Raw genomic sequence first — 24,800 nt, 5'->3', positions numbered from 1 at the left:
CCAACTATTCCCCTTTAATTCTGTTTAAAATTTCAATGTAAGCTTCTTCTACGTTACCCATATCTCTTCTAAATCTATCTTTATCTAACTTTTCTCCTGTAGTTGCATCCCAGAATCTACATGTGTCTGGTGAAATTTCATCTGCTAAAACAATTTCTCCATTTGGAAGTTTACCAAATTCAATTTTAAAGTCTATTAAGTTAATATTTAACTTAGAGAAGAATTCCTTAAGTAAGTCATTTATCTTAGCTGTCATATCTAAAATTGTTTTGATTTCTTCAAAAGTTGCAGCCCCAATTGCTACTGCATGATAAGAGTTTATTAATGGATCTCCTAGTTCATCATCTTTATAAGAGAATTCAAACACTGTAGTCTTTAGCTTGTACCCTTCTTCAAGTCCTAATCTCTTAGCCATGCTTCCTGCTGCTACATTTCTTACTATAACTTCTAGTGGTACTATTTCAACTTTCTTACAAAGTTGTTCTCTGTCATTTAGCTTCTTAACAAAGTGAGTCTTTATACCATTTTCATTTAACATTTCAAATATCATTGAAGTTATTGCATTGTTTAAGATACCCTTGTTATTTATTTGATCTTTCTTTTCTCCATTAAATGCCGTTGCATCATCTTTGTAATATACAATAACCTCTTCTGCTTTTCCTGTAGCATAAATCTTCTTTGCTTTTCCTTCATACATCATTTCTAACTTTTCCATTATAGTTCCACTCCTTCTCCATTTTCTTCTATAAACTTTCTTTTCATATTCATTCTAAAATCAACTAATTTTTCTTTAATCTCTGGATATTTTAATGATAGTATTTGCACTGCAAGCATCCCTGCATTGTAGCTATTATTAATTCCAACAGTTGCTACTGGAATTGACTTTGGCATCTGTACAATTGATAATAATGCATCCATACCTTCAACTGCTGCCTTAACAGGAACTCCTATTACAGGTAAAGTAGTTTGTGATGCTATAACTCCTGGTAAATGTGCTGCAAGACCTGCTCCTGCTATTATTACTTCGCAACCATCCTTTTCAATCTTTTCAATTGTTTCTGCTAACTTTTCTGGAACTCTATGAGCTGATAATATATAAGCCTTGTAATCTACTCCAAATTCTTTTAAGGCATTAGCTGCACCCTTCATTACATCAGTATCTGACTTACTACCAAAAAATATTGCTACCTTCATTTAAAATTCCCTCCTTAAGCTAATTAATAATCTATTACCTTCAACCATAATTTTTCTTACATATTTATATAAATATATATTGGTATATTTATATATTGTTTTATTTTTATATTTATATATTTTTAACCACTTTATTTTCTAAAGTAATTAACTCCTGATTTAAATATCTTTTGATCAAATTCTCCTGGAACATTTCTATATAAATTTTCTCCAATTCTTTCAGAGTGACCCATCTTACCTAAGATTCTTCCATCTCTGCTTGTAATACCTTCAACTCCTAACATTGATCCATTTGGATTGTATGGCATATCTAATGATACTTCTCCATTAAAGTCAACATATTGAGTTGCTATCTGTCCATTCTCTTCAAGTTCCTTTAATAAACTTTCTGGTGCTACAAATCTTCCTTCACCATGTGAAATTGCTACATTGTGAATATCTCCTGCATTTACTTCACTGAACCAAGGTGATTTAACTGAAGAAATTCTTGTTCTTATTATTGAAGACATATGTCTATTAATATTGTTATAAGTTAATGTAGCCATATCTTCTTCGATATCTCTGATTTCACCATAAGGTACTAAACCTAACTTAATTAATGCTTGGAAGCCATTACAGATACCTAACATTAATCCATCTCTATTATTTAAAAGATCCATTACAGCATCTTTTATCTTTTCATTTCTAAATACTGTAGCTATGAATTTAGCTGATCCATCTGGCTCATCCCCTGCTGAGAATCCACCTGGAAGCATAATTATTTGAGCTGTTCTAATTTCTTTTTCTAATCTATCAACTGATTCTATTAATGCTTCTTTATTTAAATTTCTAATTAGAACTTGTACAACTTCTGCTCCTTCTTTTCTAAAGGCTCTTGTACAATCATCTTCACAGTTTGTTCCTGGGAATACTGGAATAACAACCTTTGGATGTTCTATTCTTTCCCTTGGTTTAGAAGTATTTCTTTCAGTATAAAGCTTTGATTCAACCTTTTCTTCCTTCTTCTCAGTACTTATCTTAAATACTCCATTTAATTTTTCTTCTATGGACTTTTCTAGTTCCTCAATTGTGAAGTCTATATCATAATCTCCTGAAACTATTCTTTCTTCACTAATTGTTTCACCTACAACCTTAAAGCTTGTACCAGCAAATTCAGTTGGTACATCAACATTTCCCTCTACTTCTAGTAAAAGTGTTCCATAGTTTAATCCAAACAACTCTTCTACAGTTAAATTAGAGAACTTAGCACCTATTCTATTTCCTAAAGACATCTTTGTAAGTGCTTCTGCTGCTCCACCAAACTTTAATGAAGAAGCTGATATAACCTTTTTATCTCCTATTAGTGAATATAATACTTCTAAGTTCTTTTTGAACTTATCCATATCTATTGTTCCATCACTTAATTTTTCACTCATAAGAAGAACTAATTTTGACCCAATCTTCTTAAATTCTGGTGAAATAATTCTCTCTGCCTTTTCATAACCCACAGCGAAAGATACTAATGTTGGTGGTACATCTATATCATCAAATGTTCCTGACATTGAGTCCTTACCACCTATTGCTGGTATTCCTAAATCTACTTGTGCTTTATATGCCCCTAACAATGCTGCAAATGGTTTTCCCCATCTTTCAGCCTTCTTACCTAATCTCTCAAAATATTCTTGGAATGTAAGTCTAACTTTTCTGTAATCTCCACCCATAGCTGCTATCTTAGTAATTGATTCAATTACTGAATAGAATGCCATGTGGAAAGGACTCCAAGTACCTAAGTTAGGATTATATCCAAATGTCATAAGTGAAGCATCCTTTGACTCTCCATTCATAACTGGAATCTTAGCTGCCATACCTTCTGAAGGAGTTTTTGAATACTTACCTCCAAATGGCATAAGTACTGATCTTGCCCCTATTGTTGAGTCAAATCTTTCAACTAATCCTTGTTGTGATGCAATATTTAAATCCTTTAAATTTTCAAGCCACTTATCTTTAACGTTAACTGTTCCAACATTGTATGGGTAATTTTCTGGTGCTACTACCTTTACATCTGTAACTTGAGTTGCTCCATTTGTGTCTAAGAAGCTTCTATGAATATCTACTATTTTATTGCCTCTCCAGTACATTCTTAACCTTTCATTATCAGTAACCTCTGCAACGACTGTAGATTCTAAGTTTTCCTCTTCAGCAAACTTCATAAATCTTTCTACATCCTTAGCTTCTACTACAACAGCCATTCTTTCTTGAGATTCTGATACTGCAAGTTCTGTTCCATCTAACCCTTCATATTTCTTTGGAACCTTATCTAAATCTATATCTAACCCTCTGCATAATTCTCCAATTGCAACTGATACTCCACCTGCACCAAAGTCATTACATCTCTTAATCATCTTTGCTGCTTCTGGAATTCTAAATAACCTTTGAAGCTTTCTTTCTGTAGGTGCATTACCTTTTTGAACCTCTGCCCCACAAGTATTTATTGATTCTGTAGTATGTTCCTTTGATGAACCTGTTGCTCCACCAACACCATCTCTACCAGTTCTACCACCTAATAGGATAACAACATCTCCTAAGGTAGGTTCTTCTCTAACTACATTTTCCTTAGGTGCTGCTGCAATTACTGCACCAACTTCCATTCTCTTTGCTACATAGTCTGGATGATAAACCTCTGCAACTTCTCCTGTTGCAAGACCTATTTGGTTACCATATGAGCTATATCCATGTGCTGCTCCTAGTGTAATAGTTCTTTGTGGTAATTTTCCCTTTAAAGTTTTTTCTACAGGAACTGTTGGATCTGCTGAACCTGTAACCCTCATTGCTTGGTATACATAAGTTCTTCCTGATAATGGATCTCTTATTGCTCCACCTAAACAAGTAGCAGCTCCACCAAAAGGTTCTATTTCAGTTGGATGGTTATGTGTTTCGTTTTTAAACATTAAAAGATATTTTTCAATTCCTTTATCTGTTTCAACATCTATATTTATTGAGCATGCATTTATTTCTTCAGATACATCTAAATCCTCTAACATGCCCTTCTTTCTCATTTCCTTAACTAGGATACATGCTATATCCATAAGGGTTTCATTTCTATCTGTATTTTCTCCATATACAAAATTTCTTGACTTAATGTAAGCATCATAAGCTTTTACTATAGGAGTTGTATATTTATTTTCTTCAATTTCTACTTTTTCTATTTTTGTTGAGAATGTTGTATGTCTGCAATGGTCTGACCAATAAGTATCAATAACCTTTACTTCAGTAATGCTAGGGTCTCTCTTTTCTTCATTTTTAAAGTATTCTTGAATCATCTTTAAATCATCAATGCTCATTGCAAGGCCTTGTTCACTATGGAACTCTTTTAAAGCTTCAAGATTTCTTTCATTAAACCCTTCTAAGATTTGAACATCATTAGGAATGCTAAGTTGTGTATCTATAGTTCTATCATCTATAGCAACTTCTTTAGAATCAACAGAATTTATATAATAGTTTTTAACTCTTTCTATATCATTTTCTGATAAATCTCCCTTTAAAATTATAACCTTTGAAGATTTTACTTCTACTCTATCTCCACTAGTTAATAATTGAAAACATTGAGATGCTGAATCTGCTCTTTGATCGTATTGACCTGGTAGATACTCTACTCCAAAAGCAATATCTCCTTTTTCAAGTGGTAATGTTTCTTCATATACCCTATCTACAGTTAATTCAGAAAATATAGTATTTAATGCTTTTTTATAATACTCTTCTGAAACTGCCCCTAAAATATATTTGTTAATAACTCTTACTTCTTGTAGGTTGTCCATTCTTAAATTGCTCTTAAAGTCACTTAATAAACTTTGTGCTTCTACGTCAAAACCTTTTTTCTTTTCAACGAATACACATCTGATATTCATCATTTAAATACCTCCACCCATTAATTGTCATACCGAATGTTACATCTAAATTTTATTTTATCCTTCGTATTTATATTTTAAGATTAACACTCCTTGTATCTATTGTCAATATTAACTATAGTTATAAATAACAACATTCGTATATATCCGTATATTTATATATATATTACTTTTTAATATACGTATATACGAATGTTTACTTCTATATTTTTATAAAGACATAACCTTTATGTACAAAAAAATACCGATAGCTACAACTACCGGCAAAGAAACCTACGCAACCTAAAAGGTCATTTATATTATTATCTAAGAATCTAATACATATTCACATTATGAATAAATATTTATTGACAAAACAAACCATCTATGTATACTATATCTTGTGAAGTTTAATATTATTTAACTTTAAGTTTAGTTTAACTAAACTTTTGCGAAATTTTTTCATAATTTTTCTTACCTATCCTAAGGGAAATATAAAATTAAGGGGGTTTTAAATTGAAACTTGAACAGTTAGGAAGACATATCTTAGTAGAGTTTTATAATTGTGATTCTAATATTTTAGGGAATCACGAAAAAATTGAAAAAATTATGTGTGAAGCAGCAATTAAGTCAAACGCAACCATAGTAACTAGTTGTTTTCACAAATTTAATCCTTGGGGAGTAAGTGGAGCTGTAATTATACAAGAGTCACACTTAACAATCCATACATGGCCTGAATATGGATATGCATCAGTAGATCTATACACTTGTGGAGATTCAGTTAATCCATGGATAGGCTTTGATTATCTCGAAAAAGAATTATGCTCTGAGAGAAGTGAGTCAACAGAAGTTGCAAGAGGCATGGTAGAAAAAATCAAAAATTTTTCCCACACAACTTTTGAACAAGTAACTCATAAACCAACAGCTTAGAAAGGAGAACAATATGGAACTTTGGTACACAGAGAATCAAACAGATAATGTTAAATTTTCAATGAGAGTAAAGAAAACTCTTTATTCTAAAAAGAGTCAATTTCAACAAATTGATGTAATAGACACCTATGATTTTGGAAGAGTCCTTGTAATTGATGGATGGACTATGATTACTGAAAAAGATGAATTTATATATCACGAAATGATAACTCATGTTCCTATAATGGTAAATAAAGATATAAAAAATGTTTTAGTAATAGGAGCCGGAGATGGTGGTACAGTTCGTGAACTTACTAGATTTAATTCAATCGAAAGAATAGATATGGTTGAACTTGATGAAGAAGTGGTTAAAGCCGCAAGGGAATATTTACCTTTTACTTCTTGTAAATTAGATGATCCTAGAGTTAACCTATATTTTCAAGATGGAATAAAGTTTGTAGAAAACAAAAAAAATCTTTATGACTTAATAATAGTTGATTCTACAGACCCTATAGGACCTGGTGAAGGTTTGTTTACAAGAGAATTCTATAAAAATTGCTATGAGTCATTAACAGATAAAGGTATTCTTGTTAATCAAGGAGAAAGTCCATATTATGATATGAATAAGAAGGAAATGAAAAGATCCAACGAGAAGTTGAAAGATATATTTCCAATCTGTGAAGTATATCAATATATGATTCCAACTTATCCTTCTGGCTATTGGTTCTTTGGATTTGCTTCAAAAAAGCTTCATCCAGTTAATGATTTTGATGAAGAATTTTATAACAGCTTAAACTTAAAAGATAGATATTATAACAAAGACGTACATAAAGCATCCTTCGCTTTACCAAACTACGTTAAAGAGTTATTAAAATAATATTGGAGCTATCGCATTAGCAATTAAAAAAATTAGCTAGCGATAGCTCCTTTTATGTATTTCATTAAAAGTTATTGTGTATTTCAAATTATACTTTATCTAAAGCAAAACTCATTGAACACCGCATTTTTACTATAACTTCTTAAGTTCTTAAGTTCTTAAGTTCTTAAAAACTTAAGAACTTATATTTTCGCCTATATTTTTAATATTAATCCATCCTCTCTTGCTTTAATAGAGTACTCTTCCCTCAATCCTCTTGTCAAACCTACTCCATTCACCTTTTCCAATTCCTTCTCCAATTATATCTAACTTATTCATAGTTGCATCAACATAATCAGCATAATGTACTACATAAGATTCTACAGTTCTTGGTTGAACAGGGGAACCAAACTCCAATTTACCATGATGTTGTACAATAATTCCTTTTATTCTATTCTTAAAATCCTCACTAAAATCTAATTCACTTTCTACAAAAGCTTTTTCAATCATGGTTACTCCCATTACAATATGTCCTTGAAGACTTCCTGTTGTTGTATATGAAAATGGTCCATCATAATTCATCTCATAGACTTTCCCTATATCATGTAGCTTTGCCCCTAATATTGCAATCTCTTTGTATTTTATATCATATCTATAAGCTAAAGTTTTAGCTAAATACATAACGTTTAATGTATGTTCAGCTAAACCTCCTAAATAGTTATGATGATTATATACTCCTCCTATTGCTTTTTTAAATTTACTTACAAAATTCTCATTCTTAAAGAAATAATCATTTAACGCCTTACCTTCTTCTGATGTTACTTCTTCTTTTGTCATATTTTCTAATTCATTCATTATGTCATTAATAGGTCTTTTTACTGTAGGTAAATAATCTTCAATGTTATATTCTTTAACACATTCAACTTTATCAGGTTTAAAGGGCTCTCCGTAATGCCCCTTTAATAGAACAACATCCCCTTCATTTAATAAAACATCTGAAGAAAACAAACATTTTATCTCTTTATATTTATCACCTGCATAGGCCCAAAGCATATTCTCATTTCTATCTAAAATTTTGTTTATCATAAGGGAAACTTCTATTTTTTCTCCCCATTTACATTCTTTTAAACTTTTCTTTCCCATTATATACACCATCCTTACCAACTTAGTATGGATATTTAAATAAAAATAATACAAAAAAGGCCAGCCATTTCTGACTGCCCTAAATATTTTTATATTTTTATTCCTCTTCTTACTGATAATATTATGGATACAATACCAATTATACCTATTATTAAAGGAATAGCAGGTATTCCTATAGAAAACATCTTTAAATAATCTTGTTCATACCCTGTTGTTGTAACTAAAAATATTACTATTGAAAATCCAGTTAAAGCCTTTGTAGATTTTTTAACCATTCCTACATATAGTGGAATAAAGGCTATAAATGAAAAACATAAATCATTATAGATAGTCATAACAATACATTCTTTTAATTCTGAAAACATTAAAGAAGCACTTGCAAAATTAAAACTTACAGCTATAAATGAAGAAACAATTATTGATATTACTTGTCCCAAGATAGTTGCCGCTAAAATAGAAAGCCAAACTAATATAATCTTACTCACCAAAAATTTCACCTTATTAACTCCGCAAGTAAATGGTATATTAATAGTTCCCTTTTCGTATTCATCTATAATAGCCCTATTTAATAATTGTCCCCCAATTATTATCATTACACCTCTGTACAAAACCTCGATTATTCCTGGAACTCCATCATAAGAAAAAGGATTAACACTAATTCCTAAAGTTTTGTTAGATACATTTATGCTATAGTAAAAGTAAATTCCTAATATTGTTATTACTGACACAATAGCTAACATTATACATGTACAATTTTTCTTTTTTATTTTGTCCAGTTCTATTCTTATATATTTAATCATGAATATTGCCCCCCGATATAATATCCATAAAAAATTCTTGTAATTTTCTCTTATTCCTATTGAAGCTCTCAACAAAAACGCCGGATTTTATTAATTCAAAAATTACTTTATTATAATCTTCCTTTAAATCATACAGCCTAATAACATTATTATTTATGACCTTATATCCTTTTATCCCCAGCTTTCCTTCAATTACAAATGCAGCTTTAGATACATCATCACAAACAAGCTTTACATAATCTCTCTTCTCATCAATTAAATCATATCCACCTAACTCATAGCCAATAGAACCATTATATAAGAATCCCACCCTATCAGCTAACACCTCTAGTTTATCAAGCATATGTGTAGATATTAAAAATGAGGTTTTCCTTTCTCTTTTTAAATTAGTTATTAAATCTATAATCTCTTTAATTTTAATAATGTCCAACCCATTAGTAGGCTCATCTAAAATAACTAAATCCGGCCTATTTAATAAACCTCTTCCTATTGCTACCCTTTCTCTCATGCCTAAAGAAAGCTCCTTTGGTTTCTTCTTTAATACTCCATGTAATCCAACAAGCTTTTTAACTTCCTCTATTCTTTCTTTATGATTTAAGTCCATATATCTACATACTATTTCAAGATTTTTTTCTATGGTAAGCTCCTCATAAAATATTGGTGTTTCAATAATTGCACTTATCCTTTTGTAAACATCTTTATCATATTCAGTAACCTTATTACCAAATAAATAAACATTTCCTTTAGTTGCTTTTAAAGTATTCATGATAATTTTCATCAGTGTACTCTTTCCAGAGCCATTAACTCCTACTAATCCATATACTTCTCCAGCCTTAATACTTAAATTAACATTATTTAATACTTCCTTATTATTAAATTCTCTACTAATACCTTCTAAACTAAGCACATTCCCCATCTCTCTCTCCACTCTTTAGCCAACAACCTTAGTAGCTATTCTTTCTATTTCCTCTAAAACTTGACTTACTCTATCTTCAGCAACTAAAACCACAAGAAAATCTCCACCTTCTATCTTTGTATTACCTTTAGGTATTATTTCTTTATCACCTCGTTTAATAGCCACTAATAAACAATCTTCAGGCCAATCTACCTCTTTTAAGTATTTACCTTCAATAATACTTCCCATGAATACAGCCACTTCTATTAAGGTTTTATTTCCTTTTTGAAGAACTGCTTCTCTTTTATTATTTTTTAATACTCTTTCTAAAAGACTTTCGTATATTGGCTCTGATTTAAGTATATCAGCTGTTAAGTAAGAAATAATAACTACAAAAGCTAGCGCTAACATATGCTCAAATGACCCTGTCATTTCTGTAATTAAAATTATCCCTGTTATTGGTGCTTTAACTATTGCAGCAAAATGCCCAGCCATAGCCAATATAATAAAATTTACAATATATTCACTTGGTAATCCAAAGGCATTACAAACAATAACTCCAAATATATTTCCTACCAAAGCCCCTAATACTAATAATGGAAAGAAAATTCCTCCAGGTGCTCCTGATCCAAAACTAACAAAGGTGAAAATAAACTTTATCAAAAGAAATATGATTAAGATTTTAAGTGTAAAACCTTCATTAACTAAAGATATTATTAAATCATGTCCTCCACCTAATAATATAGGGGACATTATTCCAACCACTGCTGCACAAAGAAAAGGAATAGCAACCTTAATTTCTACAGGTACTTTTTTTAGTTTTCCGTATATATCTTGAGATTTAAGCAATCCCTTATTAAATATCATTCCTGAAATACCCACAAAAACTCCCATAATCAATAAAAGCCAATAATATTTCAATGGAAAAACATCTACATTTTTAAAACTCATAGCTGGTTCTAAGCCTAAGAACTGTTTACAAACAAAATCTGCTGCTAGAGATGATGCCATAGCTGACAATAAAACTAACGGAGAAAAATTTTTATGCACCTCTTCTAATGCAAATATTACTCCTGATAGTGGAGCATTAAATGCTGCTGATAGTCCAGCGCTTGCACCACTTGTTATTAAAAACTTTTCTTCAATATTTATTCTCTTAAAAACCTTAGAAAACCCTTCTCCTACAGCTCCCCCCATTTGTACAGATGGACCTTCTCTTCCAACTGAAAGTCCAGCAGACAAACTAAGAATTCCTCCGAAGAATTTATAAAATAATACCTTCAACCAATTTATCTTTATTTTTTTTCCTAAAATACCTTCTAATTGTGGTATTCCACTTCCAGATATCATAGGCTCCTTCTTCACCATAATTCCTACTATTATTCCAACTAAAATTACAACACAAAAAACTTTTAATAAGTTCAAGAAACTACTACTAGCATCACTATATAAAGTTTTAAATAAAGGAGATAATTTAGTAATTAATATTCTATTTAATACAATTACTATTCCAACTAAAGCTCCTATAATGGTGGCTTCTCCAACCAACTTAAACCTTAAACTATGTCTGTGATTAATTATTTCTGATATTCCATTTTTTTTATTACTCATTTTGCTCCCCCCAAGCTGTTACAATAGTCCACTATACATTTTATACTATTTTGTATTTTTTTTCATTTTATTGTTGTAAATTATATATGAATTTAGCATTTAGCTAAATTACTTCAAAAAAAGAATATTCGTAAGATTTTTTTCTTACGAATATTCTTAGTAAAGAAAGAGTTTTTAAGTTCTTCCTATTTTGTCATATGCTTTTTCCAATCCCCATGTTCAACTAGAACTGCTTCATCATGGAATCTTGTATCAATACTTTTATTATAAAAATATGAATAACACTTTTCTTTTGTACCATCTTCAAATTCTACTTCAACCAAGACTTTATTATATTCATTGTTAGGATTGCCTTCTCCAAGAACTCCCTCCATCTTGTCAACTGCCTCCATTACTTCATCATAATTAGAAAATTCCATAACTTCCCCAACTACTTCACCTAAACCACTTAAAACAGCTGGATATCCTTTATAGGGCATATGATATAATACTACATCCTTAATCTTAGCCCTTCTATTAGATATGACATTCCCTTTTAAGTATTTATCATAATTGAAAAAGCCTTCTCTTAAACTTCCATAAGCAAACATTTTTATTTGACTCATTAGCAGATAGTCCCTCCAACAGCTTTTAAATCCGTGTCATTTTCAACAGCTGCCTTAATGCATAATTCTACTCCCTTAGCTATGTCATCTAGGGACATTGCTGGAGTATTTGGCTTTGTAACTACTTGTGATGGAATATATGGTACATGTATAAATCCACCCTTCTTACCTGTATACTTCTTATGAATCATATATAATACACCGTACATTACATGATTACATACAAATGTTCCCGCTGAGTTTGAAACAGATGATGGAATTCCACCTTCTTGCATTTCCTTAACCATAGCCTTAATAGGTAAGTTAGAAAAATATGCATTTTCTCCATCTTCAAATATAGCTATATCAATTGGTTGATTCCCTTCGTTATCCTCTATTCTAGCATCATCCATATTAATTGCTACTCTTTCAGGAGTAACTCCAAATCTTCCACCTGCTTGACCTATAGATATTATTATATCTGGATTATGTTCTTGTATTGCCTCTTCTATCTTTTCTAATGCCTTTCTAAAAACTGTAGGTATTTCTAACTTAATAACTTCAGCTCCTGAAATTTCATTAGGTAACTTTTTAACTGCTTCTAATGCAGGGTTTATTTTTTCTCCACCAAATGGATCAAATCCTGTTATTAAAACTTTCATATCTATCTCTCCTTTATCTTTAGAATGCTAAGAAATACATTAATGGAATATGTATTGCAAGTAAAACTATGGCATATACAGATTGTACTTTTATAACTGCATTTTTATCTTCTATTTCTAATAGTGCCACTGGTAAAACATTAAAGTTTGCTGCCATAGGAGTCATTAATGTACCACAGAACCCTGCTGTCATTGCAAGAGCTGAGGCTACTATTGGATCTCCACCTTGCATAAATACAAAAGGAACACCTATACCAACTGTTATTACAGTAAATGCTGCAAAAGCATTTCCCATTATTGCTGTAAATAATGCCATACCTACACAGTATGCTGTTATCCCAAGCCAAATATTACCTTCTGGAATAACATTTGAAATCATATTAGATATAATATCTCCAACACCTGCTGCTGTAAATAATGCACCTAATGCTGCTAGTAACTGAGGTAAAATTGCTGTAGAGCTTACTGATTGAAGCATTCTATCACTATCTTCCACTACTTCAGAAACTGAACATCTTGTAATTATAAGCGTTAATATAAGAGCTGCTACTGCTGAAATACCTATAGCTGCCACACCAGATATAGGTGTAAATTGAGCAATTGCAAGTGCAACGAAAGCTATAACTAGTGATGGTAAGAATATTTTTAACCCTATCTTTTCAGCCTTAACCCTAGAAAAAGTATTATCTAACTGCTTAATTGTACCCATATTAACTTGATTAAATCCTGATAATATAGCTATAACTATTATCAACCCTCCAACCACTTCAGCTGGAATAAACTGTCCAAATATAAATATAACTGCTAATATTCCCCAAAATGCCGCTGTACCATATCTAGTTTTATGTTTTTTATCTTTTAATGTATATATCATAGTTAATATCATCATTAATCCAACCATGACATAGAATATGTTCAATAATATATCTGAAAGTGCTTTTATATCCATCTAGATTTTCCTCCTTAGTTTATTTCTTTATTCCGTACTTTCTCTTTAAGCTTCTATCTAATAAATAATTTTGTAATACACCTAATATAAAGGCTATTATTGCAACCGGAATAGATGCCTTAGCTATTGCTAGTGTATCAACAGTTTCTCCAAGCCCTGGTAAATTTAAAGTACCAAGTGTACTTGCAATTAATAAAACTCCTGAGTTAGCCATAAATACGTTTTGTCCAAAAAAGTTTGCTATATTATCTGATGCTGCAGAATAAGCTTTTATCTTATCTTCGTCCTTTTTATCAATTTCTCCATACTCTGCTATAGCTGCTCCTTGAGCCATTGGATTTATAAGAGGTCTTACAAACTGAGGATGTCCACCTAATTTAACTGATAGTGTAATAGCAATTTCTCTTACAAATAAATACCCACTAATTATCTTACCAGTAGATAATCCTTTTGCCTTTTTTATTAACATAATTGCCTTTTCTTTTAATCCATATCTTTCACACAAACCTATTACTGGTAATGTTAAAAGAAATAAACACATTTCTCTTTTTGCTACAAAAGTTTCGCCTAAGGTTCTAAGTATTTCTACAATGCTCATATCAGCTACTACCCCCGTTACAACCCCTGCCGATATAACTACTGCAATTGTGTTAAGTTTTAATGCGAACCCTACAATAATAATTAATATTCCAATTAAAGCCACTTTTAATCAATCCCTTCTCTTTTGTACAAGCTTAATTTAATTTATTATAACTAATTTTTCGACCTTTTTCCACGATTACAATTCTCATTTTATAAATAAATTATATAATTACATATCATTTTGTCGATTTTTCATATATTTTTCTCACTTTTTTATACCAACTTGCTTCAACTAATAAGTTGTTACCCAAAATTTATTTTATAAAAAAAGAGAAGATTATATTACAAATCTCCCCTTACCCCTAATTAATTTGTTCAAAAATTAAACCTTCAATTAACTTTCCTTTATCCATAGATACAATCCTGTGTGCTACCTTTTTAGCAAAATCCATATCATGTGTTATTATAAGGGTAGCCATTCCAGTTAAACTCAAATTTTTTATAAGCTTTGCCACCTCATCTGTTAACCCTGGATCTAAAGCTGAAGTTGGTTCATCAAAGCATATAAGCTTAGGTTCTAATGCTAATGCTCTTCCTATTGCAACCCTCTGCTTTTGCCCACCTGACAACTGAAATGGATAGCTATTAATTTTATCCTCAAGTCCTAAAAATCCTAAAATTTCCTTAGCCTTATTTATAGCAACCTCTTTTTTTATCCCCAATACCTTTTGAGGTGCCTCTATTAAATTTTCTAAAACACTCATATGAGGAAATAAATTAAATCCCTGAAAAACTAACCCTATATATCTTCTTATATCTTTAAGCCCCTTTTTATCTATATACTTACCACTATGGCATAATTCTTTGCCATTAATTTCTATATTCCCAGAATCTGCTTCCTCTAGTGCATTAATACACCTTAAAAGAGTAGTCTTACCTCCACCAGAAGGCCCCACAACAACTAATATTTCTCCTGATTTAATTTCTAAGTCTACCCCTTTTAAAACCTCTACTTTTCCAAAGCTCTTAGTTAACCCACTAACTTTTAGCATAAATATCACCTCTATTCATAATAACTAAATTTCTTTTCTACATTTGATAATATCTTAGTTAATAATCCAATAAATAATAGATAAATTGCCCCCACTATTACTAGTGGAAATAATGATGCTGTTCTATTTAAAGCTATAGTCCCTACCTTTAGTAGCTCGTCCAACCCTACAACATAAATTAAAGCAGTATCCTTAACTAAAGTTATTATCTCATTCGACACTGGCGGTAATATTCTCTTAAAAGCTTGAGGAAGTATTATCCTAAAGAATATATGTTTATTTGATAATCCTAATACATATGCTCCTTCATACTGTCCTTTATCTATAGATTGAATTCCAGATCTAAATATTTCTGCAAAGTATGCCCCATAATTTAATACTAATGCTAATATAGCTGCTGGAAACCTTGATATTCCTATATCTAATAAAGGTAATCCAAAAAATATAAATATAATTTGAAGCATTAGAGGAGTACCTCTCATTATAAGAACGTAAATTCCAGTTATCCATCTTATAAAACCTAACTTTGATATTCTTCCTAATGCAATTATTAACCCTAACGGAATAGACATAATTAAGGTTAATATAAATATTTTTAATGTCGTTCCAAAGCCTTGAACTAACTGTGGCATAAGTTCTACTATCATAGTCTCCATAGAGTACTCCTCCTTAAATTAATTATTTTACCACTATATCATCACCAAACCATTTCTTTGAAATTTCTGATGCCTTTCCAGACTCTACAACTTGGTCATAAGCCTTATTAAATGCTTCCACAAGCTTTGTGTCGCCTTTTTTCATACCTACCGCATAATCTTCTTCACCAAAGTTGTCTTCTAGAAAATTAAATTTATCTGAACCTTTTTTATTTGTATAATATTTCAATAAAATTTCATCTGCTACAATAGCATCAGCTCTTCCCGCCTCTAGGTCTCTTAAAGCTTGCTCATTAGTATCAAATGTAACTAACTCCTTAAAATTGTTCTTATAATCTCCAATAGCATTAATAGCACTAGATTCACTTTGAGCTACAACAACCTTACCCTTTAAATCCTCCTTAGTTTTTATAGATGATCCAACTAAAGTTACAATAACTTGTCTATTTCTTAAATAAGGTTTTGAAAATTCAACTTGTTCCTTTCTTTCATCAGTAATAGAAAAACCATTCCATATAAAATCTATATTACCATTGTTAAGTTCTGATTCTTTCATATTCCAATTTATAGGTTGGAACTTTATTTTTTTACCCATAACATTTGATATTTCCTTTGCCATTTCAATATCAAAACCTGTATATTCCCCATTATTATCCTTAAATCCCATTGGAACAAAAGTATCATCAAATCCCAATACTAATTCTTCCTTATCTAAGGAACTTGTTTCACTTTCCTTATTATCGCCACAAGCCACTAGCCCTAAAGCCATAGCCCCTATCATTGTAAGTAACAAACCTTTTTTAACTATTTTTTTTAAACTCATATTTATACCCCCAATTTATTTTCTTTATCTATTTATTACTTTATCATACTAAAGCAATAAAATCAACATTTTTAACAAAAAAAATTGTAACCACAAAATTTGTGATTACAATTAATTTTTATTTTATTTCTTTCTCAAAAACCAAATCAAATTCTCTTACTTTTCCTTCACCATTTTGGTATGTAGGTATTGCACTAACAAACCTCCACCCTTCCTTTGCACATCTATCTATTATTTCTCTATGATTTGCATTTAAAAATAATGTACCTCCAGTTGACTTTTCATATTTATAAATAAACATATGAACTTCCTCTCTACTTCCCTAATTTTAATAAAAGTACTGTAGAAACTACAGTACTTTTAAATAATTCTTATTTTTCTCCCTTAAGCATTTCGCCTATTGCTGCTATGCTACCAAGAGATGATAATGTTTCATTTGGTAAAATAAGCTTATTAGCTGGATTATTAGCCATTTCTTTAAGAGCTTCAACTTGCTTTAATGCAATTACTCTTTCATCAGTTCCAGATTCAATAATCGCTTGGTTCACCTTTCTTATAGCTTCTGATTCTGCAATAGCTATTTGTTCTATAGCCTTAGCTTTACCTTCAGCCTCTAATAATTGAGATTCTTTTAAACCTTCAGCTCTTCTAATATTAGCTTCTTTCTCAGCTTCTGCTTGAAGAATCTTAGCTTGCTTTTCACCATTTGCTTTCTCTATTTGAGATTGTCTTTGACCTTCTGCTTGAAGAATCATAGCTCTCTTATCTCTTTCAGCCTTCATTTGCTTTTCCATAGCATTTTGAATTTCAGCTGGTGGAATTATATTCTTAATTTCAACTGAAAGTATCTTTATACCATAAGCATCTGTAACTTCATCAATAATACTTAATAGATCTTGGTTAATCTTATCTCTACCTGATAGAATTTCATCAAGACTCATATTACCTAGTATATTTCTCATATTTGTTGTAGCAGAATAAACTATACCTGATTTATAATCTTCAATATTATATACTGCATCTTTTGCATTAAGTAATTTATAGAATATTACATTATCAACAGATATCTTAACATTATCCTTAGTAATAACTGATTGAGGTGGTACATCTAAAATTTGTTGCTTTGTAGATACTCTTTTTCTAACGAAGTCTACAAAAGGTATAGTAAAATGCCAACCTGGTTCTAATATCCTATGGAATTGACCAAAACGTTCAACTACATATAAGTATCCAGTATTAACAATTTTAATTGATGATAGAATTATTATAAGAACTATTAATAATCCTACCCCTAATAATATTAATCCAACCATTATTATTCCTCCCTTATTCCTTCAATAACTAATTTATTTCCTTCAATTCCAACTACTTGGAACTTTTGGCCTTTTAATATTTTTTCTCCTTTATTTTCGCCTGTCCAATAGATTCCACTGACCTTGAATCTATATCTATAATCTATATCCTCTGAGGCGATAAAAGTTTTTCCTATATACTCTTCTTCCATAAGCTTAGTACGATTAACAGTATTCTTAAACTTTTTCCTTGACCAAGGATAACCTATTGAAATTGCAATTATACTTGAAATTCCAAACAATATTAGCTGCCATGCAAAACTTAAACCAACTAAAGCAGCAATAATTGCAACTACAGATCCTATTGCAAACCATACAAATAAGAATAAACTTGTACCAATATCAAGTAGTATTACCCCTACGCCAATAACCAACCATAATATAATAGCAGGTATCATTATTTTTCCCTCCTCCTCTGGGATTTACTCCCATACATGATATTATTATACCACTTTTACTATTTTATTTATATATTATTTACTTTATGCTTTTATTATACAAGAACAAATAACCTTATACAAAGTTTATTTTTACCCTTTATAAGTTATTTAATACTGTATTATAGAATATCTCTCTCCCTTTCTTTTGTTTTCATTGATTTTCTAATATTTTCATCTTATTATGTTTATATAATTAGATTTTTTCAAATAATACACTAGTAAGAATATATTAATTGGAGTTGAATTATTATGGATTTCATAAAAGTTGCATCAGCTTGCCCTGTTACTAGAGTAAGTGATGTTGAATTTAATATTAAAAACATACTGACTTGCATTAATGACGCCGTATCGAATAATGCAAAAATGATAGTTTTTCCCGAACTATCTATTACTTCTTATAGCTGTGGAGACCTTTTTCTTCAAGACACTTTGCTAAATAACTCTCTAAAAGGTATAGAGAACTTACTTTCTTCTACAAAAGACTTAGATATCTTAATAGCTGTTGGTGCACCATTCTTGCACAAAGCTACACTGTACAATTGTGCTTTTGTCTTATTTAAAGGTAAGGTATTAGGAATAGTGCCTAAATCATTTATTCCTAATTATAGTGAATTTTACGAAAAACGATGGTTCTCAGAAGGAGTAGGTGTTAGAGATAAGGTTGTATCTCTTCCTTTCCAAGAAGATATTCCATTTGGAACTAATTTAATATTCTCATGTAAAGATTTTAATTATGCTTTTGAAATATGTGAAGATTTGTGGGTTACCATACCACCAAGCTCATATTTAGCTTTAATGGGTGCTAATATAATAGGTAATCTCTCAGCATCAAATGAATTAGTTAGTAAGATGGAATATAGAAAATCTCTTATTTCTAATCAAAGTGCTAGAGCTTTATGTTCCTATGTATACTCCTCTGCAGGTGTTCATGAATCATCTACTGACCTTTTATTTAGTGGACATTTACTAATTAGTGAAAATGGTACCTTATTAAAAGAGAATAAAAGATTCCAAAGAGATAATGACGTAATTTATGGAACAATCGATTTATTCAGATTAAAAGCCGAAAGAATGAAGAACTTAAGCTTTAGAGACTCTTCAAAACAAGTTAATATTGAACCTAAAATCATAAAATTTAATTATGATGATACAAAGCTAAAATCTTTTGATAGATTTGTAGATAAGCATCCTTTTGTTCCTTCTAATGAGCACGAAAGAGAAACAAGATGCAAGGAAATATTTGACATTCAGTCTGCTGCATTAGCAAAAAGATTTGAACATGTTGGTTTAAAGAAAGCTGTTATTGGAATTTCAGGTGGTCTGGATTCAACCTTAGCTTTACTTGTAGTTGTTAAAACATTTAAATTATTGAATCTACCTATGGAAAATATAGTTTCTATTACAATGCCTGGTTTTGGAACTACAGATAGAACTTATAATAATGCCCTTACTCTATGCAAGGAACTTGGTTGTGATTTAAAAGAAATAAATATAGTAAAAGCTGCTCTTCAACATTTTGAAGATATTGGCCATGATAAGGATATCCATGATGTAACTTATGAAAATGTTCAAGCAAGAGAAAGAACTCAAATACTTATGGATATTGCCAATAAAGAAGGTGGGTTACTAATTGGTACTGGTGATTTATCAGAGCTTGCATTAGGATGGTGTACTTATAATGGTGATCATATGTCAATGTACTCAGTAAATCCTTCTATCCCAAAAACATTAGTAAGATATCTTGTTAGATATGTTGCTGAAAAGGAAGTTTCCAAAGAAGTTTCTGAAACTTTACTTGATATTTTAGATACCCCTGTAAGCCCAGAACTTTTACCAAAGGATGCCAAGGGTGAAATCGCCCAGAAGACAGAAGATATAGTTGGACCATATGAACTACATGATTTCTTCCTATATCATTTTATTAAACATGGATCTTCAAAGGAAAGAATATACTTCCTAGCAAAAGAAGCATTTAAAAATGATTATAGTGATGAAGAAATTCAAAAATGGTTAGACAAATTTATGTGGAGATTCTTCACTCAACAATTTAAGAGAAGCGCTCTTCCTGATGGACCAAAGGTTGGTAGTATATCACTTTCTCCTAGAGGTGATTGGAGAATGCCATCAGATGCAGCACCATGGAAATAAGTTTAAGATAATATAGATAAAAAAGTTAATAAAGATAATCAGGACCACCCGTAAAACGGGTGGTTTGTTCTGCACCTATAAGGCTGTGCTACTCGCACACTGAAACAGTTTGCCAACCGCATACTTTTACATGCTGCACCTAAAAGGTGCTTTTTTTGCTTCCTTTTACCACCTCACCCGTAAACTGGTCAATATATTGTTTTAAACTCAATTGCTCATATGCAATATCTATATTTCAAGTTTGCATGTCTATCAAATATCATCAATGAACTCTTACCTTTTAGATATCACATAAATTGAGCTACGCTCAATTTCGGTGGTATACTAACAAGCATATTTATATGATCTTTGCATGCATTTGCTATGCGTTAAACTACTATTGTCCATTATGGACACACCTCCTTGTATTATAGTTTTGGTCGCTAAACCTACCATAACTTTACAACTGAGGTTTTCTATTTTCTACTTACCACTAAAAGCTCTTTAGAACCACCAGCATAGCAAATGGTTTTAAAAATACAATAAGGAAGTTACTCCAGATTGGAGTGACTTCCTTATTTATATTATCTTTCTTATCCTTAATCTACTTCTATAGGTTTCAACTCTTTTCTATGAAGAATATCATACATTATTGGAACCACAAACAATGTTAATATAGTAGCATATGTTAATCCACCTATAGTTACTATTGCCATAGGTTGAATCATATCTGATCCCATTCCAATTCCCATAGCTAAAGTTGATAATCCAAGTATTGTTGTTAATGCTGTCATAAGAATAGGTCTAATTCTTGTTCTACCAGCAATTATTAGAGCCTCCTTCTTATCTACTCCCTCTAATCTTAATTGATTTACATAATCTACGAACACTATACCATTATTAACTACAACACCTGCAAGAACTAAGAATCCAAGCATTGCTATCATACTTAAATTGAAACCTGTTAATAATAATGCAAGTAATCCACCTGTAAATGCTAATGGTATTGTAAATAGAACTATAAATGGTGATAGGAATGATTGGAACTGAGCAACCATGATAGCATAAATAAATACTATTGCAAGTAATAACATACTTACTAAGTCTGAATATGTGCTATCCATTGATTCTTTTTCTCCACCCATTTCTACTGTATATCCTTCTGGAACATTATAAGTACTTAATTTTTTCTCTACATCATCACTAACTAATCCAACGTTATGATCACTATCAACCCCAGCTTTTACAGATATATTTCTAACTTGATTTTCTCTATTTATGCTTGATAAACTTTCCTCTTCACTTATAACTGCAATATCAGTTAGTTTTATCTTCTTCTCTTCGCCATTAACAGTTGAAATTATTTCATAATTATTTAGCTTTTCTTTAGTTAATGATTTTGCATCATCATTAACCAATACCACAGGATATTCTTTAGAATTTAAATTTAAAGTTGTGGAATTTGATTCACTCTTTATTGCAGAAGCTATATCTTGATATACTTGTGCTACTGTAAGTCCATGTTCCATAGCTTTATTCTTGTCTACAGTAATCTTAGTTTCCATAGAACCTTCATCTAATCCATTTTGAATTTCCTTAGTTCCTTCTACACTTTCTAGAATTCCAGCTATATCTTTAGCCATGGATTTTAATGTATCCAAGTTGTCTCCCTTTATTTTCACCTCAACACCAGAGCCCCCTAAAGCAGACATATCCATAGTAGAGGAATTTATTTTTAAGTCACAATTTAAATCTTTAGTTTTTTCTGCAATTTCTTTTGAAACTTCCTTACTTGTTGCTTTTTTATCTTCATTTAAAAGAACATAATAAGAAATAGATTTACTTTGTCCTCCCATCAAGCTTCCTGCTCCAGATTCCATAGCCCCAACAGTTTCTACGTCATCTATTTCTGTAATTCTTTCAATTACCTTGTTACTCATTTCTCTCAAATCACTTTGAGAAGTATCTTTCTCCATACTCATAGTAACTGAAATTTGAAGACTATCCATTTCTGGCATTAATATCATTCCCTTTGTCATAACACCAATAAAACTTATAACCAGCAATATAGCTACTGCACCTAATACCCCCCACTTATATCTAAGAGCTTTTCTAAGTAACCCTTCATAAAAATTCACAAATCTATCAAATAACCCATGCTCTTTCTCATCAAGATTAGTTAATACCTTTGAAGATATTGTAGGTACTAAAGTTAAAGCTACTATTAAGCTTGCTATTAATGAATATGCAATTGTAAGCCCCATATCAGTAAATAACTGTCTTGATAATCCATCAGTAAAAACTATAGGTAAGAATACGCAGATTGTTGTAAGGGTTGATGCTACTATTGCACCTGCTACTTGTGATGCTCCTTGTACTGCCGCCTTTTTTATACCCATGCCTTCATTTCTTAATCTATAAATATTCTCTATAACTACAATACTATTATCTACTAACATACCAACGCCTAGAGCTAGTCCAGCTAATGATATAACATTCATTGTAACTCCACTAAAGTACATCATTGCAACTGCAAATAATAAACTTATTGGAATACTTAAAGCTATTATTATTGTTGGTTTTATATTTTTTAAGAATACAAATAGTATTACTACTGCTAATAATCCACCTAAAACAAGATTATTTAATACAGAACTAATTACTATATTAATATATACCCCCTGGTCTTGAAGAGGAGTAATATGTAAATTGCTATCCTTTTCTTGAAGTTGTTCTATTTTTTCATTTACTTTGTCTGATACCTCTGCTGTGGATGAAGTGCTTTGCTTTTGAAATGCAAGAATAACTCCATCATTCCCATTTATCTTTGCATACATATCACTAGAGTTATCTACCATTTCAACCTTTGCAATATCCTTTAACTTAATGTTTCCAACATTATCTACTGGAACATTAAATAATACCAAATTCTCTAATTCATCTAAACTTGTAAATGTATCTCCTACTTTTACAAGAATTTGTTCGTCCCCTTCTACTAAATAACCTGCAGGCATACTAAAGTTTTCTGCCATTAATATCTTACTTATAGTATCCTTTGTTATTGCACTACCTATGCCAGCCTTTTTATATGCTTCATCTCTTGATTTTTCAAATTCTTCATAGGCTTTATTTAATTCAACTTCAGCGTTATCTAAAGTAATTGAAGCTTTTGTTAATTCTCTTGTTAAAGTTAATTTCCCCACTTCAATTTGCTTTTGAGTTTCTGCTAAATTCTCTAATTGTTTTTCTAAATCTGGAGTTTTTTCATTAATTGAAGCTATTGCTTTATCAATAGTATCTACTCCAGCTGATATTTGATTTAAGAAAGCTTTTATTTCATCGCTAACAGGAATATTTAACCCATTAAAAAATTCTATTAGTTTATCTAAAACTTCCTTTTGTTTTATTAATTGTTCTTTTTGACTTATTAACTCTTCCTTAGTTTTGGGTAAATTCTCTAGTGCATCTTCTAACTTTAACTTTCCATCCTGAATAGCTAAGCTACCTTCCACTAACTCTTCTGTCTTTAATTGTGTTTCTTTTTCTAATAATTTTTTACTTTCTGCAATTTGCTTTTTACCTTGGTCTAACTTGGCTTGAGCTTCTGCTAATGAACTATCAACTGTAGCTAAAACCTTATTATTTATCTGGTTTATTTTATCTTCATTCAATTGAACTTTTATGCTTTCTTCAACTAATCCTGTTCCACTTACTGATGCTACTCCCTCAATTCTCTCAAATTCTGGAATAACATCATTGCTTACATACTCAGATAAATCTTTTACATCTTTACCATTATAGTCTACACTAGCAACCATAATTGGCATCATATCTGGATTCATCTTCATGAACATAGGAGTTCCAATTTCATCTCCTAATTGTCCCTTTACCATATCAAGTTTACTATTCATCTCAATTATGATGCTGTCCATATTTATACCTTGCTCAAATTCTAACATGATCATACTAGAATTTTCTCTAGATATACTGTTTATCCCCTTGATTCCACTTGTAGTTGCTAAGGCTTGTTCTAGTGGTTTTGTAACTGATAACTCTACCTTTTCAGGACTTGCACCCGTATAAGTAGTCATAACAATAACATATGGCAAATCCATGCTTGGAAGTAAATCAGTAGTCATTTTCGAAAATGAAATAAATCCTAATATACTTACTAATATTGCTGATACTATAATTGTTAGTGGCTTTTTTACACTGAATTTTGATAACATTCCCACACCATCCCTCTATACTTTGAAAACTCGATGATATCATTTTAACATTTTTATTATGACTTAGGATATA

21 protein-coding genes and 1 pseudogene are annotated in these 24,800 nt (G+C 30.9%); 3 read left to right on the top strand and 19 right to left on the bottom strand.

Annotated features, from left to right (window positions below; genetic code table 11):
• Positions 1-4: 4 nt before the first annotated feature.
• The 3 genes from purC to G594_RS0103590 all read right to left on the bottom strand — a co-directional run bounded on the left by purC (position 5) and on the right by G594_RS0103590 (position 5,081).
• Entirely contained in the window at positions 5-715 is a 711-nt protein-coding gene (purC, locus tag G594_RS0103600; RefSeq protein WP_027097313.1) for a phosphoribosylaminoimidazolesuccinocarboxamide synthase, read from the bottom strand.
• Positions 715-1,194: a 5-(carboxyamino)imidazole ribonucleotide mutase gene (purE, locus tag G594_RS0103595; protein WP_027097312.1), complete on the bottom strand. Its 480-nt coding sequence runs from the start codon at positions 1,192-1,194 to the stop codon at positions 715-717. Before purE ends, purC begins: the two co-directional genes overlap by 1 nt.
• Positions 1,195-1,325: 131 nt before the next feature.
• Positions 1,326-5,081 (bottom strand): phosphoribosylformylglycinamidine synthase, encoded by a 3,756-nt coding sequence (locus tag G594_RS0103590; protein ID WP_027097311.1) that lies wholly within the window; start codon positions 5,079-5,081, stop codon positions 1,326-1,328.
• A gap of 492 nt (positions 5,082-5,573) precedes the next feature.
• On the opposite strand from G594_RS0103590, the gene speD reads away from it, so the two are divergent.
• Both speD and speE read left to right on the top strand, forming a co-directional pair.
• Complete coding sequence (gene speD / locus G594_RS0103585; RefSeq protein WP_027097310.1) at positions 5,574-5,987, top strand: adenosylmethionine decarboxylase; 414 nt, start codon at positions 5,574-5,576, stop codon at positions 5,985-5,987.
• Between the two features lie 13 nt (positions 5,988-6,000).
• Positions 6,001-6,843, top strand: coding sequence for a polyamine aminopropyltransferase (gene speE, locus G594_RS0103580; RefSeq protein WP_027097309.1), 843 nt, complete (start codon positions 6,001-6,003; stop codon positions 6,841-6,843).
• A 228-nt stretch (positions 6,844-7,071) separates the two neighbouring features.
• Here speE and G594_RS0103575 read toward each other — a convergent pair whose 3' ends face one another.
• The 14 genes from G594_RS0103575 to G594_RS0103510 all read right to left on the bottom strand — a co-directional run bounded on the left by G594_RS0103575 (position 7,072) and on the right by G594_RS0103510 (position 18,329).
• The gene (locus G594_RS0103575) at positions 7,072-7,965 is read right to left on the bottom strand and encodes an HD domain-containing protein (RefSeq protein WP_027097308.1); all 894 of its coding nucleotides are present in this window, start codon (positions 7,963-7,965) and stop codon (positions 7,072-7,074) included.
• Between the two features lie 89 nt (positions 7,966-8,054).
• On the bottom strand, positions 8,055-8,765 hold the full coding sequence (locus G594_RS0103570; RefSeq protein ID WP_027097307.1) for an ABC transporter permease: 711 nt from the start codon (positions 8,763-8,765) through the stop codon (positions 8,055-8,057).
• On the bottom strand, positions 8,758-9,681 hold the full coding sequence (locus G594_RS0103565; RefSeq protein WP_027097306.1) for an ABC transporter ATP-binding protein: 924 nt from the start codon (positions 9,679-9,681) through the stop codon (positions 8,758-8,760). Before G594_RS0103565 ends, G594_RS0103570 begins: the two co-directional genes overlap by 8 nt.
• Before the next feature lie 15 nt (positions 9,682-9,696).
• On the bottom strand, positions 9,697-11,271 hold the full coding sequence (locus G594_RS0103560; RefSeq protein ID WP_027097305.1) for a ClC family H(+)/Cl(-) exchange transporter: 1,575 nt from the start codon (positions 11,269-11,271) through the stop codon (positions 9,697-9,699).
• Positions 11,272-11,456: 185 nt separating this feature from the next.
• Positions 11,457-11,876 (bottom strand): gamma-glutamylcyclotransferase family protein, encoded by a 420-nt coding sequence (locus G594_RS0103555; RefSeq protein WP_034865866.1) that lies wholly within the window; start codon positions 11,874-11,876, stop codon positions 11,457-11,459.
• The gene (pcp, locus tag G594_RS0103550; RefSeq protein WP_027097303.1) at positions 11,876-12,517 is read right to left on the bottom strand and encodes a pyroglutamyl-peptidase I; all 642 of its coding nucleotides are present in this window, start codon (positions 12,515-12,517) and stop codon (positions 11,876-11,878) included. The genes G594_RS0103555 and pcp overlap by 1 nt, the downstream gene beginning before the upstream one ends.
• 19 nt (positions 12,518-12,536) lie before the next feature.
• Positions 12,537-13,466, bottom strand: a complete 930-nt coding sequence (locus G594_RS0103545; RefSeq protein ID WP_027097302.1) for a DUF979 domain-containing protein — start codon at positions 13,464-13,466, stop codon at positions 12,537-12,539.
• Between the two features lie 19 nt (positions 13,467-13,485).
• The gene (locus G594_RS0103540) at positions 13,486-14,169 is read right to left on the bottom strand and encodes a DUF969 domain-containing protein (protein ID WP_027097301.1); all 684 of its coding nucleotides are present in this window, start codon (positions 14,167-14,169) and stop codon (positions 13,486-13,488) included.
• A 241-nt stretch (positions 14,170-14,410) separates the two neighbouring features.
• On the bottom strand, positions 14,411-15,100 hold the full coding sequence (locus tag G594_RS0103535) for an amino acid ABC transporter ATP-binding protein (protein WP_027097300.1): 690 nt from the start codon (positions 15,098-15,100) through the stop codon (positions 14,411-14,413).
• An 11-nt stretch (positions 15,101-15,111) separates the two neighbouring features.
• Positions 15,112-15,756, bottom strand: a complete 645-nt coding sequence (locus G594_RS0103530; protein WP_027097299.1) for an amino acid ABC transporter permease — start codon at positions 15,754-15,756, stop codon at positions 15,112-15,114.
• Positions 15,757-15,778: 22 nt separating this feature from the next.
• Positions 15,779-16,579: an amino acid ABC transporter substrate-binding protein gene (locus tag G594_RS0103525; protein ID WP_027097298.1), complete on the bottom strand. Its 801-nt coding sequence runs from the start codon at positions 16,577-16,579 to the stop codon at positions 15,779-15,781.
• Positions 16,580-16,697: 118 nt separating this feature from the next.
• The gene (locus G594_RS0103520; RefSeq protein ID WP_027097297.1) at positions 16,698-16,880 is read right to left on the bottom strand and encodes a DUF4177 domain-containing protein; all 183 of its coding nucleotides are present in this window, start codon (positions 16,878-16,880) and stop codon (positions 16,698-16,700) included.
• A 70-nt stretch (positions 16,881-16,950) separates the two neighbouring features.
• Positions 16,951-17,892 (bottom strand): SPFH domain-containing protein, encoded by a 942-nt coding sequence (locus tag G594_RS0103515; protein WP_027097296.1) that lies wholly within the window; start codon positions 17,890-17,892, stop codon positions 16,951-16,953.
• 2 nt (positions 17,893-17,894) lie between these two features.
• Positions 17,895-18,329, bottom strand: coding sequence for an NfeD family protein (locus G594_RS0103510; RefSeq protein ID WP_207734691.1), 435 nt, complete (start codon positions 18,327-18,329; stop codon positions 17,895-17,897).
• A gap of 291 nt (positions 18,330-18,620) precedes the next feature.
• Here G594_RS0103510 and G594_RS0103505 point away from each other — a divergent pair, with 291 nt between their 5' ends.
• A complete protein-coding gene (locus tag G594_RS0103505) occupies positions 18,621-20,519 on the top strand; it encodes an NAD(+) synthase (RefSeq protein WP_027097294.1) in 1,899 nt (632 codons plus the stop codon).
• A 139-nt stretch (positions 20,520-20,658) separates the two neighbouring features.
• On the opposite strand, the pseudogene G594_RS19850 reads toward G594_RS0103505, so the two are convergent.
• Positions 20,659-20,881 (bottom strand): annotated as a pseudogene (locus G594_RS19850) (transposase); the annotation flags it as partial.
• 216 nt (positions 20,882-21,097) lie between these two features.
• Positions 21,098-24,727 carry an efflux RND transporter permease subunit gene (locus G594_RS0103500; RefSeq protein WP_027097293.1) on the bottom strand — a complete coding sequence of 1,210 codons (3,630 nt, stop codon included), beginning with the start codon at positions 24,725-24,727 and terminating at the stop codon, positions 21,098-21,100.
• Between the last annotated feature and the right edge of the window lie 73 nt (positions 24,728-24,800).

The organism is Clostridium paraputrificum AGR2156 (assembly GCF_000424025.1).
Taxonomy (GTDB): Bacteria; Bacillota; Clostridia; order Clostridiales; family Clostridiaceae; genus Clostridium; species Clostridium paraputrificum.
This window is presented reverse-complemented; position numbering and strand designations above follow the sequence as displayed.